At 39.8% G+C, this 17,957-nt stretch carries 14 protein-coding genes and 2 pseudogenes; 11 read left to right on the top strand and 5 right to left on the bottom strand.

Annotation, left to right across the window (positions count from 1 at the left end):
* Nucleotides 1–252: 252 nt before the first annotated feature.
* Nucleotides 253–723 carry a winged helix-turn-helix transcriptional regulator gene (locus F4W09_RS15410; RefSeq protein ID WP_151505301.1) on the bottom strand — a complete coding sequence of 157 codons (471 nt, stop codon included), beginning with the start codon at nucleotides 721–723 and terminating at the stop codon, nucleotides 253–255.
* 62 nt (nucleotides 724–785) lie between these two features.
* On the opposite strand from F4W09_RS15410, the gene F4W09_RS15405 reads away from it, so the two are divergent.
* From F4W09_RS15405 to F4W09_RS15390, 4 genes and pseudogenes are all read left to right on the top strand, one after another.
* Nucleotides 786–1,016, top strand: coding sequence for a tautomerase family protein (locus F4W09_RS15405; RefSeq protein ID WP_016165318.1), 231 nt, complete (start codon nucleotides 786–788; stop codon nucleotides 1,014–1,016).
* A gap of 197 nt (nucleotides 1,017–1,213) precedes the next feature.
* Nucleotides 1,214–1,903: pseudogene (locus F4W09_RS15400) on the top strand (transposase).
* A gap of 290 nt (nucleotides 1,904–2,193) precedes the next feature.
* Nucleotides 2,194–2,435, top strand: a pseudogene (locus F4W09_RS15395) (transcriptional regulator).
* Nucleotides 2,436–2,602: 167 nt separating this feature from the next.
* Nucleotides 2,603–3,022 carry a hypothetical protein gene (locus F4W09_RS15390; RefSeq protein ID WP_151505300.1) on the top strand — a complete coding sequence of 140 codons (420 nt, stop codon included), beginning with the start codon at nucleotides 2,603–2,605 and terminating at the stop codon, nucleotides 3,020–3,022.
* 341 nt (nucleotides 3,023–3,363) lie between these two features.
* Here the strand turns inward: F4W09_RS15390 and F4W09_RS15385 are convergent, their stop codons facing one another.
* Nucleotides 3,364–4,173, bottom strand: coding sequence for a cytochrome C assembly family protein (locus F4W09_RS15385; protein WP_016165316.1), 810 nt, complete (start codon nucleotides 4,171–4,173; stop codon nucleotides 3,364–3,366).
* A 138-nt stretch (nucleotides 4,174–4,311) separates the two neighbouring features.
* Here F4W09_RS15385 and ffh point away from each other — a divergent pair, with 138 nt between their 5' ends.
* Nucleotides 4,312–5,721 (top strand): signal recognition particle protein, encoded by a 1,410-nt coding sequence (gene ffh / locus F4W09_RS15380; RefSeq protein ID WP_016165315.1) that lies wholly within the window; start codon nucleotides 4,312–4,314, stop codon nucleotides 5,719–5,721.
* A gap of 144 nt (nucleotides 5,722–5,865) precedes the next feature.
* Complete coding sequence (locus F4W09_RS15375) at nucleotides 5,866–6,444, top strand: RBBP9/YdeN family alpha/beta hydrolase (RefSeq protein WP_151505299.1); 579 nt, start codon at nucleotides 5,866–5,868, stop codon at nucleotides 6,442–6,444.
* Here F4W09_RS15375 and F4W09_RS15370 read toward each other — a convergent pair.
* A complete protein-coding gene (locus tag F4W09_RS15370) occupies nucleotides 6,420–7,166 on the bottom strand; it encodes a pantothenate kinase (RefSeq protein ID WP_151505298.1) in 747 nt (248 codons plus the stop codon). The genes F4W09_RS15375 and F4W09_RS15370 overlap by 25 nt on opposite strands.
* A gap of 9 nt (nucleotides 7,167–7,175) precedes the next feature.
* A complete protein-coding gene (locus F4W09_RS15365; protein ID WP_151505304.1) occupies nucleotides 7,176–7,934 on the bottom strand; it encodes a biotin--[acetyl-CoA-carboxylase] ligase in 759 nt (252 codons plus the stop codon).
* 28 nt (nucleotides 7,935–7,962) lie between these two features.
* On the opposite strand from F4W09_RS15365, the gene F4W09_RS15360 reads away from it, so the two are divergent.
* The 5 genes from F4W09_RS15360 (at nucleotide 7,963) to ligA (ending at nucleotide 16,172) form a co-directional block, all read left to right on the top strand.
* The gene (locus tag F4W09_RS15360) at nucleotides 7,963–8,772 is read left to right on the top strand and encodes a sulfite exporter TauE/SafE family protein (protein ID WP_016165311.1); all 810 of its coding nucleotides are present in this window, start codon (nucleotides 7,963–7,965) and stop codon (nucleotides 8,770–8,772) included.
* A gap of 155 nt (nucleotides 8,773–8,927) precedes the next feature.
* Complete coding sequence (locus tag F4W09_RS15355; protein WP_016165310.1) at nucleotides 8,928–9,623, top strand: GntR family transcriptional regulator; 696 nt, start codon at nucleotides 8,928–8,930, stop codon at nucleotides 9,621–9,623.
* A gap of 9 nt (nucleotides 9,624–9,632) precedes the next feature.
* Nucleotides 9,633–13,085 carry a chromosome segregation protein SMC gene (gene smc, locus F4W09_RS15350; RefSeq protein WP_151505297.1) on the top strand — a complete coding sequence of 1,151 codons (3,453 nt, stop codon included), beginning with the start codon at nucleotides 9,633–9,635 and terminating at the stop codon, nucleotides 13,083–13,085.
* A 1-nt stretch (nucleotide 13,086) separates the two neighbouring features.
* Nucleotides 13,087–14,043, top strand: a complete 957-nt coding sequence (locus F4W09_RS15345) for a cell division protein ZipA C-terminal FtsZ-binding domain-containing protein (protein ID WP_151505296.1) — start codon at nucleotides 13,087–13,089, stop codon at nucleotides 14,041–14,043.
* A gap of 89 nt (nucleotides 14,044–14,132) precedes the next feature.
* On the top strand, nucleotides 14,133–16,172 hold the full coding sequence (gene ligA, locus F4W09_RS15340; protein WP_151505295.1) for an NAD-dependent DNA ligase LigA: 2,040 nt from the start codon (nucleotides 14,133–14,135) through the stop codon (nucleotides 16,170–16,172).
* A gap of 343 nt (nucleotides 16,173–16,515) precedes the next feature.
* Here ligA and F4W09_RS15335 read toward each other — a convergent pair whose 3' ends face one another.
* Nucleotides 16,516–17,583, bottom strand: coding sequence for an SDR family oxidoreductase (locus tag F4W09_RS15335; protein ID WP_151505294.1), 1,068 nt, complete (start codon nucleotides 17,581–17,583; stop codon nucleotides 16,516–16,518).
* Nucleotides 17,584–17,957: the final 374 nt, after the last annotated feature.

Here is a 17,957-nt window from a genome sequence, read left to right as displayed (position 1 = left end):
AGGTAATCTTAAAAATCTATTTTGTATAAGCACGATTATGTTAAAGAGGAATAAGAAATCAGTGCTTTGCAAAAGAGTAAAAAAAGAATTTTCTGATAGGATATTAATAGTTTTATTACCCTTTTAAGGTAGAAGTATTTCTGTATAACTCTTTTTCATTACAGAACGTTCTTGAGCTTTATGCAGTGGCGCCCAAAATTTAGAGCTAAGCAGAAAGTAATTGATGAAAGAAGTCTGATTAGCTTTTCTAAACTAATTTTTAGAATTAGAAACAGTTCTTAATTCCACATCGTTAATACTAACCACTTGATTATTTTCATTAACAAGTTTCAATCTAAGCGCTACATCTTGATCTTTTTGGAAAATTTTAACGACAGGCTCTTCTTCTGATAAAAAATGACCACCAGATTCTAACATAGCCAGTAATACCACATTCAAACTTTTTCCCTTTGATGTGAGTAAGTATTCTTGACGTTCTCTTGTTCCCATTTCTTTGTATAAAGACAACTTTAATATATTTAATTCAACAAGATGCTTTAATCGATTGGATAGGATTTGCTTGGATATACCTGTATTTTTCATGAAATCATTGAATTTAGTTACTCCATAAAAGGCTTCTCTTAATAAGAGAATGGTCCATCGGTCATTTAGAATTTCAGCAATTTTAACAATTCCACAGGCTTCGGAAGAAAACTTGTGACTCAAAGATATTTGATTTGACATTCAGGAGAACTCCGCTTAATCTGAGTCTTGAATATAGACCTAGACTTAATTGAGATAATAATATGCCATTCATTCATGTACAAACAATAGAAGGTTTACTTGATAAAGACAGTAAAGCTGAGCTTTTTAAGCGTTTAACAGATTTATTTGTGGAAATTGAAGGTAAGGGAAGAGCTGCTTTTAGAGAGCATATTTGGATTCGCATTGATGAACATCCACCTGAACAATGGCAACTAGGTCATTTAAAACCTACAAAAGAAATGATTCAGGTTCTTAATGAAATGGATAAATAAAAATTAAGTACTTACCCAAAACTTAGAACAATCCCGACTGAAAAGTTGTGATGATTTTAATTATCACAACTTTTAGTAATTAACCTGAATCGCGGACAAGAAATTAACTTGAAAAAAAGGTGGCTTAAAACTATTAGGAAGTTACCACACCACCTACGCCTTCAGCGACCATGTTCGGTTTTACATATTTCTTTTGTATGATTGATGATTTTTTCAGAAATTTGAAGCAATTTATTGGACGTTTTTAAAAGACAGTAACAAGCATTTGAGGATGCGGTCTTCTCAATTGAAACTCTCAGAAATCGTGTTCATCGCCATTTGGTATAAGTGTTCTCATTTCAATAATTTCAAAACCTTCTTCTTTTCATTAAAGCAACATCAAAGCCAACTCTTTAGATATTTACCGTGTTACCAACGAATGGTTCATCTCATCGGAGCACATCAATTGGCACTGCATGCTTTACATTTCGCCTTGATGAAAGATTGTCAGTACAGCCTTATCGAATGCACATACAGCAGATATTAAAATGTTTGAACAGTTCGTCAAAGGAATGACTGCCAAACTATATGCTGATCGTGGCTATATTAGTCAAGAATTAAAAAGCAGATTAAAAAGTCAAAGTATTGATTTGATTACTTCTCATCGAAAGAATATGCAGTCTGTTCAACTCTGTGCATCAGATGAATATCACTTAAAACAGCATAATAAAATAGAAACGTTATTCAGCTTATTGAAAGGTTAATACAATTTAGTGACGAGTAAAGCACGTAGTATTCATGGATTTCTAAGTGGGATTTACGCATCGTTATGCGCATATCAATTAACTCAACGAAATAAGCAGGTGATTCGTATTGTGGAAATAGGGCTTAAGCAGGATTCGGGTTAATTAATGTCTGACTGGAAACCTGAGAATTTTTATCGGTTAAATCAAGCATTGTAATTTTATTTCATCTTGGATTTTTATAAATATAGAGTATTGTAACTTATTGATAACTTATATGTTATTACTGTATGACCTATAAAAATATCGTTTGACTTATACGTTTTTATGATGTGTCTTAATTTAATTGAAATTTGAACACTAAAGTGTACAGAATATAAGGGACTTGGAGACTATACTGATCTATCTCTCAACTTCAGGATAATAATTTGATGGCTTAGAACTTACAAAAATTATTGGCTAGCTGCTCTCCAGAGAGTCAAGTACGTATTCAACAAATGGCTGATGAGTTATTACTAGAAAATCGGCTTTATCTGGTTCGTGAAGAATCAGAGATTTCTCAAAAAGAATTGGCTGAAACTCTTTGCATCAACTGACTATCTCTTTCAACAATTGAAAATTATGAGGATTATCTAAAATTTTTACGATGAAAAAATATGTTGAGACAATAGATGGAAAGTATATTAGTAATGTCTAAGGAATACAAAACGGAAGCTATGAGCTTCCTTTTTTGATTCGCAGAAGATATTTTATGCTAAATACCTGTAGGTGTTAGACTTGTATATATTTTTTAATTTCACCTATGATCGGATATTGTAGTTATATAAAATCATACAACAAAAAATAATGTATGAGTTTTAGTAAATGAAAAAAACATTTTTTAGCGTAATTTTCGTTACCTGTACTATTTTTTCAAATAGTATTCAAGCTGAAGAAATTTATTTTCAAAAAGATGATGTAGCTTATGCTTTTGAACTAGATTCAATTGAATTTTATCCATCGAGTAAAAGTAAATTTGAAATCACTGTTGTTAGAAAATTAGTTGGTGAACCTGAAACAAAATTTTATACAGGTGAATTTGAAAAAGATAATATTGCACAATACCACATGGCTTTTGACTGTTCACATAAAACGATGCAGATTTTAGACTTTATGATCGGTGATAAAAATAATGGTGAAGTTAAGTATAAGAGTGATAAAAAAGGTGAAATAGTGAAAGTTAATAGTGGTAATGATTTAGCTATGCTTAATTTAGTTTGTGAAAATGCTAACACTATAAAATAAGAGCCTATTAAATTATTTTGTGTAAGTTTTATTTTTTATAAATGATCTTTTATCCATTTGGTAAGGAAAATCGACATTACTTAATAGAGATTTTCGAAGAATTAAGAATAATTTATGATCCTAATTTTAAATTACCTAGTGAGTAATCCTAAATTTTCCTAAAATCAACATAATACACCTTATACGAAATGCATTATTTAAGTCATTTATAATCAATAGGTTGATGGTTGAATAAAAGCCCAATTTAGACAAACTGAGCTTTGCTATTGAATTTTGATGTTCCTTATTTGCCTGATGAAAAATGCACTATATCGTTAATCAGCCAAACTAAAAAAATGCCTCTATCTTCCTAAAATCATTTCCAGTACAAACTTAGAACCAATAAAACCAACAGCTAAAAGGAAGAAACCGATCAGGGTAAAGCGAATGGCTTTTTGCCCACGCCAACCAAATTTGTAGTGACCAATCAACAGAGAACCATAGACAAACCATGAAATAATACTGAACGCAGTTTTATGAGCTAAATGCTGAGCAAAGAAATCTTCAATGGTGAAGAAACCAAACACTAATGCTGTGGTCAGTAAAATAAAGCCTGTTTGAATTAAATCAAACAATAACGATTCCATCGCTTGAAAAGAGGGAAGCAAATTAACCCAAATACGCTTCTTTTGTTTGTTTTTTAGCTCACGGTTTTGAAACCATAAAATTACCGCTTGAATGGTTGCCATCAGCAAGACAGCATAGGCCGATAAAGACAGAATAATATGAATATCTAGGCTAACCGAATGCTGTTCAATAAATTGATTAGGCTTACTAAAGGCGAAACCTAAAATCAGCCCTGTCGCAGCGACAGGAATACCAATTAAATTTAATGCCAGAATGGGGCGATAGGTACTAAAAATTAAACTCAGTAGGAGCATTAAACCTGAGGTAAAGGACATGAGTACAAAAACATCATAATTGACCCCAAGCGGCGTAATCATATCGTGGTAAAGCACTCCTGCATGCAGCAGTAGACCCAAGCCCAAAATTACGCCAATAAACCAATGGTTTGGTTCACGTTTCGACATTAAATGCAGGAATAAATACCAAAAAGAGGTGGTATAGGCAATTAAAGCCAAAATGGTATAAACCAAGGGGAGACTAATCATGTCAAACCTTTTTCAGGATGATGAATATTCATTTATATAAATTCGACTCGAACTACAGTATCCTATAGCATCTTATGCATAAATTTTCTATTTTAAGAAAGATTTTTTTGCTACTGGCTATTTTAAGCGGATTTTGCAATGTTTGATACCTTAACAGAACGACTCACGCAGAGTTTAAGAAATGTTACTGGCTCAGGGCAGCTAACCGAAGATAATATTAAAGATACGTTACGTGAAGTACGTATGGCACTTCTTGAAGCCGATGTTGCGTTACCTGTAACTCGTGAATTCATCGCGAAAGTTAAGGAAGAAGCATTAGGCCAGGAAGTGATGACACAGTTATCCCCTGGGCAAGCCTTCGTTAAAATTGTTTATAACGAATTAACCAAGATGATGGGTGAGGCCAATGAAAGCCTTGACCTCGCAGCAAAACCTCCAGTGGTTGTGCTTCTTGCAGGTTTGCAAGGTGCTGGTAAAACTACCACTGCGGCAAAATTAGCGCGTTTCTTACAAGAACGCCAAAAGAAAAAAGTGGCAATGGTCTCTGCCGATGTTTACCGTCCTGCGGCAATTAAGCAGTTACAAACGGTTGCTGGTGAAGTTGGTGCGATTTTCTTTGAATCGAATGCCAATGAAAAGCCAATTGATATTGCCAATCGTGCTATCGAACAAGCCAAGATCCAGTTTGCGGATGTTTTGATTGTCGATACTGCGGGTCGTTTACATGTCGATGATGACATGATGGATGAAATCAAAGAGCTACACGCTGCGATTAAGCCAACTGAAACCTTATTCGTGGTTGATGCCATGACTGGTCAGGATGCGGCAAATACAGCCAAAGCCTTTAACGATGCGTTACCATTAACGGGTGTGATCCTGACTAAGACAGATGGTGATGCACGCGGTGGTGCAGCACTTTCTGTTCGTGCGATTACGGGTAAGCCAATCAAATTCTTGGGTATGGGCGAAAAGCTTGATGCCTTAGAGCCATTCCATCCAGAACGTGTTGCACAACGTATTTTGGGTATGGGTGACGTCCTTTCTTTAGTCGAAGAAGTTGAACGCAAAATCGACAAAGAAAAAGCCGAAAAAATGGCGAAAAAATTGCAAAAAGGTGGCAGCTTCAACTTTGAAGACATGCTGATGCAATTTGAGCAAATGAACAAAATGGGCGGCATGATGGGCTTCTTGGACAAGTTGCCTGGCATGAGCAATTCAGGGATTCAAGATGCAATTGCGCAAGCAAATCCTGAAAAGCAAGTGAAGAAAATGGAAGCGATTATTCAATCGATGACCATTAAAGAACGCCGTAACCCAGACCTGATGAACCCAAGCCGTAAAAAGCGTATTGCAGCAGGTTGTGGTATGGATGTGGTTGAAGTGAATAAACTCATCAAACAACATGCACAAATGGCGAAAATGATGAAGAAGTTTGCTAACCCATCGGGCATGGCAAAAATGATGCGTTCATTGGGTGGCTTGCAAAAGCAATTCGGTGGCGGTGGTGGTATGGGACCACTCTTTGGTAACAATGATCAAAAAAAATAATTGAAGAATCTTTAATAAAAAATAGGTGCGTGATGCACCTATTTTTTTATGTCTTGGATTTTTAAGGAACTACAAAAGATCAATATAAAACCATAAAAGTTGTGATTAGTATTTGATCGAAAATGAATAAAAAGAAATGTAGTTATGTCGATTCAGCCCAAAACTGTTTTTATTGTGCACGGTGAAAATTCTTCGCCCGAAGATCATTGGTTTTCTTGGTTGGCACAACAGGTCAAAGCTATGCACGGTATAGCGAAATTGGTTTTTTTACCTGATGCAGATGTTCCTGAGTTCGATCTTTGGCAACAAGCATTGGATATGCAGATGTCAAACTTGAATGAGCACAGTATTGTAATAGCACATAGTTTGGGTTGCTTAGCTGTCGCCCATTATTTGAGTCAGCATTTAAACCATCAAAAAATTGAGGCGCTTATTTGTGTGGCAGGGTTTAAATCTGTGACGCCACATAAGCCTGAGCTTAATTCATTTATCCAACAAGCAAAGCTAGAAAGTCGTGTGTTACACCGTCAAATTGCACATCGAATCGCATTATTTTCTAATAACGACTCCGTTGTCCCACCTCCACTTGCGCTGCAATTTGGACATTTTATGAATGCGCAATTGCAGGAAGTGAAACAGGCAAGGCACTTTACTCAGCAGGATGGTTTTAGTGAATTTGCACTCTTGCAGCAGATCCTTCAGCCTTTGATGCTTTCAGTTTGATGATGAATATAATGTTGTAAACCTTTTAAAAGTAAATCTGCTTCAACAATTGGCTGATATTGCTGTAAATGTTCGGCAAACAATTCAGCATCACCGCCTGTGAGTACCAACTGTCGAGGTGAATGTTGCATGACGCGTTCAATGGTACTGAGCAAACCCAATAAAATGCCATGATGCACCGCATCAATAGTATTTCTGCCTGGGCTGAGTTCTTCAAAGGCCGCATCTGGAATTTTAATGCCTTTGGTATTTTGAATCAGGGAATCACGTTGCAAATACAAATTCGGCAGAATATAGCCGCCTAGGTGTTGTAATCCATCTGCTAAATCAATGGTCAGGGCCGTACCACAACTAATGACACAATAATTCTGATTCGCGTGATTGGCAACTGCTAAGACTTGTAACCAACGGTCAATCCCTAACTGTGTAGGATCATCGTAGCCACATTTTAAGCCTGCATATTCGGTATGCACTTTGGCAAAGATCACAGGTACACTTAAGCGTTTCAGAATGCTCTGAATACGTTGGTTATTATCTGAGTCTAGAACTGAAGAAACCCCAACGTGTTGAATGTTCAAGCCTTGGAAATGTTGAATTAACCCGAGAAGTAAATCGGCAGGGGATTGTAGATGTAACTCAGCCGCATGTTCCACAACTTGGTCATGTTGCGTAATCCAATATTTGAGTCGGGTATTACCAATATCAAGCCATAAACTTTTCATTATGTCATCCTATTGGGTTGCTGTACTGAGTCGTAAACGACCTTGGTAAAAGCTTTGAATACCTGCTTCGGTTTCAAGTAGTACCGCACCATCGTCTTGAATACCGATAAAGGTTCCAGCGCAGTTCCCTGTACTATGTTCAAACTCGACGGCTTGTTGCTGAAAAGCGGCATAACGATTAAAGCGAGCAGCCAGATTATAGCTCTGGTGATCAAACCATTCTCCAGCACAGTGAATCGCCAGATAAAGTTCAGCAATCAAATCAATGCGTGAAGTGCCTTGTAGTCCTAGCTCTGTGAGTGATGTCACTTGTTGATCAATACTCGCATCCGTAACAGGTGCAAGATTGAGTCCAACACCGACAATGACTTGGTTTGGGGTAATCGGCTCAATCAGAATGCCGCCCCATTTGCCTTGTACACTGTACAAATCATTTGGCCATTTAATCTGTAAATTCAGTTGCTCTAGGCTAGGCATATGTAGAATATTCAAGGCAACTTCTAAGGCCAAACGCCCATCTATTGCTGTTCGAGTATTTAGCAATGTGCTTAAATACACGTTTCCTTCGGGTGACACCCATTGGCGTTGTCGCTGACCTCGGCCTTGAGTTTGTTGGGCGCTACACACCAATGCACTTTGTATACCTTTTTGTGCAATTTCACGCACATCATCATTGGTTGATGCGGTGGTCGGTTTGAGCATCAGGACTTCAGGAAGTTGTTGAGCCGCTTGAAGTCGTTGTTGTAGTTGGCGAGTTTCTACATCCATTTGAATCTGAGTATAGTGAAAAATATTTATGGAGTTAATCATATATTTACTGATTGGTGCAATCGCAGGATTTACCGCAGGATTATTTGGTGTTGGTGGCGGTTTAATTATTGTGCCGATCCTTTATATTGTATTTACCCAACTTCATTATGATCCATCGGTCATTATGCACATGGCATTGGGAACTTCCTTGGCGACTATTATTGTGACCTCATTCAGCTCTGTGTCCGCACATCATAAGAAAGGTGCAGTGTTGTGGTCGGTGTTCCGTCACTTGGCACCTGGCTTAATTTTAGGGTCATTTTTAGGTGCAGGGATTGCAGATTTACTGCCAAGTCAGGGCTTGCAACTGATCATTGGCTTTTTTGCACTTTGGGTGGCTTATCGCATGTTCAAAGGGGCAAAAGCTCAAGTGGATACCTCGAAGCAGCTTCCTTCGACAGCAAAGCAGATGCTGGCAGGTAGTGGTATTGGAATTGCCTCAGCGATTTTTGGGATTGGAGGTGGCAGCCTAACGGTACCTTATTTAAACCGTCATGGAGTGGTCATGCAAAAGGCGGTTGCCACATCGGCAGCTTGTGGTTTACCGATTGCTGTGGCAGGTGCTTTAGGCTTTATGTGGTTTGGTGCCAAAGCACAGGTCGATGTACCGAATACCATTGGTTATATTCATGTTTATGCATTTTTAGGCATCAGTTTGATGAGTTTTGTCACAGCTAAACTTGGTGCGAAAGTTGCTCATCAATTGTCACCTGCAATGTTAAAGCGATGCTTCGCAGGCTTGCTCACCACCGTAGGTCTTTATTTTATTTACCAAGGATTTTCAAAATTATTCTAAAGATTTATGATGACTTTTGCTGTTTAAATTGGCTTTTTAGACATAATATTGTCTGACAATGACATGGCGTGGAAGGGATGAAATCAGTTAAAACTGTTCCATGAGTCATGTGATGTATTGTGGATTGCATCTTATAAAAACAAGATAGGAAAAGTATGCAACAAGAAGAAATAGAGAGCCTCTCAGAGCAAATTGCCAAGCATATTAGTGAGCAGATCATTAGTGGCGAACTGGTCGAAGGTGAGCGAATACAGGAATTAAGAATCGCCAAAGAGCTGGATGTCAGTCGGGGGTCTGTGCGTGAAGCTTTGCTGCTGTTAGAGCGTACGCATTTGATTCAGATTTTTCCGCGACGGGGTGCGATTGTTTCTGAAATGTCGGCACAACAGGTGCGGGCATTATTTGACAGTTGTGCCATGCTGTCTGGACAAATTGTGCAACGCATTGCGGAAACTTGGCGTCAGCATGAAGCAGAGCAATTTCAAAAGTTAATGGAGCAAATTCAAGAAGAATGCCGTCATGGGCATACTGAAAAATTTTATGATTTAATTTTTCAGTATTTGGCACGACAGCAAGAGATGGTGGCAAATCCTTACTTGATGAATTTCTATCAGGAGTTGTTGCCTTCGGTACGTCGCAGCTATTTCTTAACCTTAAATACTTCGCGTAGAGAGTTACAAGAGTCGTTTGAGTTGTTTAAACTGGTGAGTGATGCAATTTTAATCCGAAAATCACAACAAGCCACTTTATTTATGGACGATTTTTGTCGACACTTGCGTAACTTGGTGTTGGAATCTCTAACACGGATGAAACAAATCGAATTAGCATGGGCGCGTCGTTCACGACGTTAACAGGACATTATGCGTTTAAGCAGTTTAAAACTTTCAGGCTTCAAATCTTTTGCCGACAGCACGACATTACAATTCAAAGCCAACCGTAGTGCGGTGGTGGGACCGAATGGCTGCGGTAAATCCAATGTGATTGACGCCATCCGTTGGGTCATGGGCGAATCCAATGCACGCCAACTGCGTGGTGGTAGTATGCAGGATGTCATTTTTACAGGGACAGCCAAGCGCAAGCCTGTAGGGATGGCCAGTGTCGAACTTCGCTTTGAAAATACTTATGGTAAATTAGGCGGTGCTTATAACGCTTATAATGAATTAGCGGTTCGCCGTCAGGTCAATCGAGATGGCAAGTCTGAATACTTCTTAAATGGCACCAAATGCCGCCGTCGGGATATTACCGATATTTTCTTGGGGACAGGCCTAGGTCCACGGTCTTATGCCATTATTGAACAGGGCATGATTAACCGTTTGGTCGATGCTAAGCCCGAAGAAATGCGCGTATTTATTGAAGAAGCGGCAGGGGTATCTCGCTATCAAGCGCGTCGACGTGAAACGTTATTACATTTAGACCATACCAGCCAAAATTTATCTCGTTTGGAAGATATTGCCCAAGAGCTTAAATCGCAATTAAAAACCTTGAAGCGCCAGTCTGAAACGGCAATTCAATATAAAGAATTAGAAAAAACCATTCGTAGCATTAAAGTCGAAGTATTGTCTTTCCAATGCGAACAAAGCAGCCGTTTGCAGCAAGAATATACGGTACAAATGAATGAATTGGGTGATCAATTTAAATTGGTTCGCTCGGATTTAACTACGTTGGAGCATGATTTAAGTTCGACCAGTGAGTTATTTCAGCGTTTGATTCAACAATCGACGCCATTGCAAAATGAGTGGCAACAAGCTGAGAAAAAGCTGGCTGAACTAAAAGTCACTTTAGAGCAAAAACAATCGCTCTTTCAGCAAAATACCTCAACGTTGGCGCAACTCGAACAGCAAAAGGCACAAACCAAAGAGCGTTTGCAACTGATTGAACTACAGCTTGAAACCTTATTACAACAACAGGAAGTTCAGACTGAACAGTTGCAGCAACAAGACATTTTGAGTCAACAGCAAAGCCAACGTTATCAAGATTTAAAAGCGCAACAGCAGCAAGTTCAGCAACAGTTTGAACAAATCAAAGCTCAGGTGGAAAAGCAGCAACAGCAGAAAATGCAAATGTTGGCGCAGTCTGAGCAATTGAGTAAAAATATCGTCCGTATTGAGCAGCAACAGCAAACCTTACAACTCCAAGCCACTCAGATCCAAACTCAAGCACAATCAGAAGATATTCAACAACTGGAACAAGACAAACAATTGCTCCAGATACAGATTGAACAATCCGAGCACATGATTCAGCAGCAGCGTCAGCAGCTAGAACAGGTGCAGGAACAATCTGCGCAGCAAAAAACTCAAGTGTTGCAATTGAAATCTGAAATACAGGTGTTGCAGTCTGAACAGAAAAATTTGACCCAACTTTTGGTCAAGCAAAGTCCTGAGTCTCATAATGCCAATGTGCAATTGATGCAAACCTTGAAGTTGACTGAACAAGGTAAACCGCATGCGCAGTTAATCGAGAAATTCCTTGCCAAATGGCTTTCGGCGGAAGTCTTGGATGCAGAGGCCGAATTTCAAGACAGTATTGCGCGTCAACTTAAAATGAGCGTTGGTGCTGGTAAACTGGCTTTGGCTCAGTTGCCATGTTTGGCAGACTGGATTGCCTCTGCACAGCATTCATTGTGGAATCAGGTTGCTATTGCGACGACACTAAGTGAAGCTTTGTCTTATCAATCTCAGCTTCAGCACGGTCAGTCGATTTTAACTTTGGATGGTTATCATGTTGCGGCAGATTGGGTGATTGGTCTGCTTTATGATGAAAGCAGTCAAGCAGGTCAGGGGGCATTGAGCCATCGGATTCGTTTAGAAAGTATTGAAATTGCACTGAGTCATTTACAAACACAATATGAGCTGGCAGATCAGCAATTACCTAACTTGCAGCAACAGATTGAGCAACATCAGGTGCAGCTTAAACAACAGCAAGTATTACTCAAACAGCAGCAACAAACACTACAACAATTCGATGTGAGCATTGCCAAGTTACAAAGCAGTGCGCAGGCTTTTGCCATTCAGCAACAACAATTGCGTGACCAGTTGCAACAGTTAGATGAACAACTTGAAGAAGATGCCATGCAAAAGGATGATCTTGAAATTGATTTGCATGCATTGACCTTAAAACTGGAACAGGTTTTACCCCACTATAAAACCACGCAATTCCAACTGGATGAGTTGACTGAACAATTAGAATTGGCACTGCAACAAAGTTTACAGTCGCAGCAAGAGTTGGAAGTATTGCGCCGTCAAAACACCCAAACCCAACAGCAAATTGAATTATTGGAAAAAGATAGCTCTTTCCTGAAAACGCAAAATCTGCAAATTGGTCAGCAGATGGAACAGGCGAAGAAGTTTGTTGATCCAGTTCAATTAGAGCTTCCGAGTTTGGAATCGCAATTTGCCGAGCAATTTCAACAAACAGAAAAATTACAAAAAACGTGGAATGCGTGGCAACTTGAACTGAATAGCGTGCAACAGAAGCAGCAGCAAGTCACTGAACAACGCCATCAACAGCAGCAACAAGATGAGCGTTTACGCACGCAACTGGAAGAAAAACGGTTGTCATGGCAAGCAGCCAAATCTGACTTTCAGCATTATTCTGAGCAGTTAAAAGCGATGGGGAGTGACTTAATTACAGGTCTTGAAATTGATTTACCTGCGCATCAAGCAAAACTAGAAAAAGCTCAGCAGCAATTTGCCAAATTGGGGGCAGTCAATCTGGCGGCTTCGGAAGAATATGAAGAAGTTTCCAAGCGTTTTGATGAACTCAGCCATCAAATTGAAGACCTCGAAAAGACTGTGGCACAACTGCAAGCTGCAATGAAAAGTATTGACCAAGAAACACGTAAATTGTTTATGACTACGTTTGATCAGGTCAATGCTGAATTGCAAGAATTATTCCCGAAAGTCTTTGAAGGTGGTGAAGCAAGCTTAAGTTTGGAAGATGACTGGCAATCTGGGGTCAAACTCATGGCACGCCCACCAGGCAAAAGAAACAGTTCACTAGCATTGCTGTCGGGTGGTGAAAAAGCGCTTACCGCGTTGGCATTGGTTTTTGCTATCTTCCGTTTAAATCCAGCACCATTTTGTGTACTGGATGAAGTTGATGCGCCTTTGGATGATGCTAATGTTGGTCGTTTCTGTAATTTGGTAAAAGAGCTTTCTGAACAAGTGCAATTCATTTACATTACACATAATAAGCTAGCAATGACGATGGCAACAGACTTATTGGGGGTAACGATGCCAGAGCCCGGGACATCAAAACTTGTTAGCGTAAATTTGGAACAGGCAAAAGAATACGGTTTAGTCGCGGAGTCATAATATGGAAGTCACAACAATAGTCGGTATTGTTATTGCCGTTATCATTATTTTAGTTGGTTTACTCATGCTGTTTAAAAAACCTGCGAGTGCAACGCCTTCACTCGATAGTGAATTGCAGGTGAATTCAGATAGTCAGCTTCCAATTATTCCGCGTCATGTACGCGACCAATTGCAGACTTCGACTGAAACAGCAGAACGCGTTGAGCCAACGCTGAATGATGCTGAAGTGGTTGCAGAGAGCACTGAAAAGCAGGACCCTAACGTTGCCACGGAAAAACAACAAGCTACAGAGATAGCAGTCAATACAGATGCTGAAGCGACAACTGAAGCAACACAAACAAAGACTGAGGTTGAGGCAAAGACAACAGTCAAAGTAGAAGAAACTGCACCAGTAGCGGATGCAGAAGAAAGCTTACATTTAAATGCACATCATATTGAAAAAGCAGAAATTGTTGAATTCAATGAAGAAAGCAGTATTTTAGATGAGCACTTACACGAACAACAACGTGTCGATGAAGAAAGTGTTTTACAAACGGCAGAAGAATTTATTGTTTTCAACATTTATCCAGAACGCCGTGTATTGACGGGTGACAAGACTTTAAAAGTATTACTTAAATACGGTCTTCGTTATGGTGAAATGGCATGTTTCCATCGTTATGATGAAGAACATGAAAAGCTTTCATTTTCTGTTTTACAGATTACCGAAGAAGGGCCTGCTGGCTTTGACTTAGAAACTCTGGCCAATGAACAAGTCAAAGGTCTAGCCTTTTTCTTGGCTTTACCACACAACGATGTTCAGAATGCATTTGACACCATGGTGAGTATTTCTAACCTGATTGCACGTGAAATTGATGGCACAATTTACGACCAGAATCAACAGGAAATGACGGCTCAATCGCGTGAATTCTGGCGTCATCAAGCAATTGACTATCGTTCAGGTCAACAGGCAACGGTATAATATCAAATTGAAAATGAGAGTCTGACTTTTATAATAGGCAGACAAGATTGTTAAAGGGCGGAGAAACCGCCCTTTTTTATGGTGAAACTATGACTCAGCAAAACACTGTTGTCGCACAAATGCGTCAACTGATTCAGATTCTGGCACAGCACAATCATGCCTACTATGTGATGGATCAGCCCACCATTGCCGACAGTGAGTATGACCAGTTATTTCACCAACTGAAGGCATTAGAACAACAATATCCAGAATGCGTTCAGGCTGATACCCCGACCAATAAAGTGGGTGGTAAGCCATTGGCAAAATTTGAATCGGTGACCCATGCTGTGCCGATGCTGTCCTTAGGTAACGTGTTTAATCAAGAGGAGCTGTTTGCTTTCGCGCGACGCATTGAAGAACGTTTACCGAATCAGAAGATTGAATACGATGTCGAATTGAAGTTCGATGGTTTGGCAATTTCATTGTGGTATGAAAATGGGGTGCTCGTTCGTGGCGTAACTCGTGGAGATGGTGAAACGGGTGAAGATATTACCCAGAATGTTAAAACCATCCGTAACTTACCGAAAGTTTTAACGCATGCCTCTGGGGTGGTTCCAACTTTACTGGAAGTCCGTGGCGAAGTACTCATGCCAAAGTCTGGTTTTGAAAGGTTAAATGCCGAAAATGAAGCCAAGGGTGAAAAGACTTTTGCTAACCCACGTAATGCCGCTGCGGGCAGTTTAAGACAGCTTGACCCAGCAATTGCCGCTGCACGCCCACTGGCATTTTATGCCTATGGTATTGCACAGTGTGAACCGAATCATGGCTTAGCCACCATGTCTGCGAGTCTGGACTGGTTAACAGAGTTTGGCTTTGCCGTCGGTGAGCGTCATTTCATTTGCGACAGCATTCAAGCAGTACAGCAAGCCTATGAAAAAATTAATCAGGAACGTCCAGATTTAAGCGTTGAAATTGACGGGATGGTGGTTAAGGTCAATGATTTAAAACAGCAACAGCAATTGGGCTTTTTAAGTCGAGAACCCCGTTGGGCAACGGCTTATAAATTTCCTGCGGTGGCTGCGCTTACAACAGTTGAAAATATTGACTGGCAAGTGGGAAGAACTGGAACTTTAACCCCTGTAGCACGCTTAAATCCTGTGGCCGTCGGTGGGGTCACGGTATCGAATGTGACTTTGCATAATATTGGGGAAATTCATCGTTTAGATGTGCGTATTGGTGATACGGTCAGTGTGTATCGTAGTGGTGATGTGATTCCGAAGGTGGAAAAAGTCTGGCCCGAATTCCGTCCAAATGATACTCAGGAAGTGCATTTACCAGAACAATGTCCTGTTTGTGAATCACCTGTAGTGATGCCTGAAGGTGAAGCTTTAGCACGTTGTTCGGGTGGCTTATATTGCGCTGCACAGCGTATTGAGGCAATTCGTCACTTTGTATCACGTAAAGCCATGGATATTGAAGGCTTGGGTGATCGATGGGTAGAGTCATTGTTGCATCTAGATTTACTTCAAGATGTCGCAGACATTTACCACTTACATGAACATCGTGAAAAAATGCTCACGATTGAAAAAATGGGCGAAAAGTCGGTTCAAAATCTCTTTGATGCGATTGAAAACAGCAAAAAAACCACATTGGCAGCTTTTATTTATGCGCTCGGAATACGCGGAGTGGGGGAAACCACAGCACGAATGTTAGCCAATACTTTTCAAACTCTTGATGCACTGCGGGTAGCAGATATTGAGGCTTTAAAGAAAACACCAGATGTTGGGGATATTACGGCAGAGTGGATTGTCGATTTCTTCCAAGCACCACATAACCTTGAAGTTTTGGATCGATTGTTGGCAGCAGGCATTCACTGGGATGCACCTGTCGCTCCAACACGCCAACCTTTTAATGGTGAAAGCTGGGTGATTACGGGTACGCTCAGCCAAATGGGACGTGATGAAGCAACGCAAATGTTACAAGCATTGGGTGCGCGTGTTAGTGGCAGTGTTTCCAGCAAAACCAAATGCTTGGTCGCAGGCGAAAAAGCTGGTTCCAAACTAGAAAAAGCTGAAAAGCTCGGTATTCATGTGATGAATGAAAGTGAGTTTATTCAACTGATGCAAGATTATGGTCAGTTACAGGCTTAGATTTTTGGATTTGGATCAAAAATATACTGTTCAGTTAAAGCACGACTAAAACGACTTTTAATGATGAGGGGGCCACAGCGGAGTCTTACCGAATTAGCATCAAATGCTTGAAGTTTGTATGTTACTTTGGATTAGTTCAAAGTAACCAAAGGCTTTAGTCATCAGCAAAACTCGTTCATTGTTATCAATGAATAAAATTGTCGCAGAAACATTTTTTTCGAATGTAGTGTTGTCTCGAACAGTTGCTGATGACATTTCGTGTCTCATATTCCCTCATCAATTTAGAAAAAGCATAATGTTCGTCAACTATGAAATTGACGAGCATTATGCCTTTTATTTATTTTCAAGGAATATATTGTTTGATCACACCGTCGTTGAGCAATTGTTGAAAATGCTCAATCAAGCTTTCTTTGACATCACGATATTGTAAACCTAATTCTTTTTGGCTCTTGCTCGCATCAAAATAAATAGGGTAACCCATATTCAGTTCAACAAATTCACGGCTAAAACCAATGAGCGGACCAATCACTTTAAAGGCCGCTTTTGGCAGTTCGTTGCGTGGAAATGGAAACTTCCAACCAAAATGTGCTTTAAGTAATTGACCAATTTCAAGCAAACTTAAAGTATCGCTACTGACGATGTAACGACCAGCTGCTTTGGGGTTAAATGCAGCCTGTAGGTGTGCTTCAGCGACATCCTGAACATCGACCACACCATTCCACATAGGTGGAACACCCGCGAGAGTTAAGCCATTGGTAAATTGTTGTAAGACCTCAATTGATCCTGACTGGGTATTTGGGGTTAATGAACGACCAAAGACCAACGCTGGATTAATGCAAACCAATTGCCAACGGTTTTGTGCATCGGCCATTTCCCAAGCTTTACGCTCAGCCATCACTTTAGAATATGGATAAGGCTGATGGGTTTCTGAGCTGCTGGTATTCCAGTGACTTTCATCAAAAGTATTATGATCGGTTTTTAAAATATCCACGGCATCGCCATATGTCGATGCAATACTCGAAGTGAGGATGACACGTTTGACTGACTGAGTTTCATTGACGGTGTTTAAAACATTTTCTGTACCTAAAACAGCAGGTTCAATGATGTCTTTCACCGCATCTTTATAGTTAGTAACGACGAAAGGTGACGCCATATGAAACACAATTTCACAGCCTTGCATGGCTTCTTTAAATGAATTTGGTTCGAGCAAATTGGCTTTAAAGAGTTTGAGTGTTCCTGCGCTGCTTTCTGCAATTTTAGATAAATGCGCGAAGCTTTGCGTTTTGTTCAGGTCACGGACAGTGGCATGTACGGTATAGCCTTGGGTTAATAATTTTTGAATTACCCAACTGGCAATATAACCCGAGGCACCTGTGACCAGTACAGGTGCTTGTGTTGCTAAGTTTGTCATAGATCAACCGTTGTTGTTTTAAGTATTGGCATAGTGTAAGCCTGAATGTGATGAAAGTCTTTGCTTATGGGAAACAGGTTTCTAACTTATGCGTCATTTACGGAGATGTTGATGCACGTCATCAAACAAAATTGATCGAGGTAAAGACGACTTGATTAGCCCATATAGACAACATGATCAATAAAAACTATTGGGAGGTGTGTTTAACGCTTACTATCTAATAGTGGAGACTCGCTGTTCTAAATTGAGAGTAACTTTTTATTTTTAATAATAAAAAAATCATGGTGTGATAATTTTCACTTCGTGATGTTTTAAAGACGTGGTGAAATAAGGACCATTTTAAATAGTTACAAATTTTAAAATAAGCAAAATTT

It is taken from the genome of Acinetobacter tandoii (genome assembly GCF_008867985.1).
GTDB classification, from domain to species: Bacteria; Pseudomonadota; Gammaproteobacteria; order Pseudomonadales; family Moraxellaceae; genus Acinetobacter; species Acinetobacter tandoii.
The sequence above is the reverse complement of the archived record's forward strand: the minus strand, read 5'-3'. Positions and strand labels throughout refer to the sequence as shown.

Coding starts and splice junctions, on each gene's coding strand:
- ffh (WP_016165315.1), top strand. CDS start 4,312: ATGTTTGATACCTTAACAGAACGACTCACGCAGAGTTTAAGAAATGTT.
- F4W09_RS15405 (WP_016165318.1), top strand. CDS start 786: ATGCCATTCATTCATGTACAAACAATAGAAGGTTTACTTGATAAAGAC.
- F4W09_RS15390 (WP_151505300.1), top strand. CDS start 2,603: ATGAAAAAAACATTTTTTAGCGTAATTTTCGTTACCTGTACTATTTTT.
- F4W09_RS15335 (WP_151505294.1), bottom strand. CDS start 17,583: ATGACAAACTTAGCAACACAAGCACCTGTACTGGTCACAGGTGCCTCG.
- ligA (WP_151505295.1), top strand. CDS start 14,133: ATGACTCAGCAAAACACTGTTGTCGCACAAATGCGTCAACTGATTCAG.
- F4W09_RS15355 (WP_016165310.1), top strand. CDS start 8,928: ATGCAACAAGAAGAAATAGAGAGCCTCTCAGAGCAAATTGCCAAGCAT.
- F4W09_RS15345 (WP_151505296.1), top strand. CDS start 13,087: ATGGAAGTCACAACAATAGTCGGTATTGTTATTGCCGTTATCATTATT.
- smc (WP_151505297.1), top strand. CDS start 9,633: ATGCGTTTAAGCAGTTTAAAACTTTCAGGCTTCAAATCTTTTGCCGAC.
- F4W09_RS15360 (WP_016165311.1), top strand. CDS start 7,963: ATGGAGTTAATCATATATTTACTGATTGGTGCAATCGCAGGATTTACC.
- F4W09_RS15375 (WP_151505299.1), top strand. CDS start 5,866: ATGTCGATTCAGCCCAAAACTGTTTTTATTGTGCACGGTGAAAATTCT.
- F4W09_RS15385 (WP_016165316.1), bottom strand. CDS start 4,173: ATGATTAGTCTCCCCTTGGTTTATACCATTTTGGCTTTAATTGCCTAT.
- F4W09_RS15370 (WP_151505298.1), bottom strand. CDS start 7,166: ATGAAAAGTTTATGGCTTGATATTGGTAATACCCGACTCAAATATTGG.
- F4W09_RS15410 (WP_151505301.1), bottom strand. CDS start 723: ATGTCAAATCAAATATCTTTGAGTCACAAGTTTTCTTCCGAAGCCTGT.
- F4W09_RS15365 (WP_151505304.1), bottom strand. CDS start 7,934: ATGGATGTAGAAACTCGCCAACTACAACAACGACTTCAAGCGGCTCAA.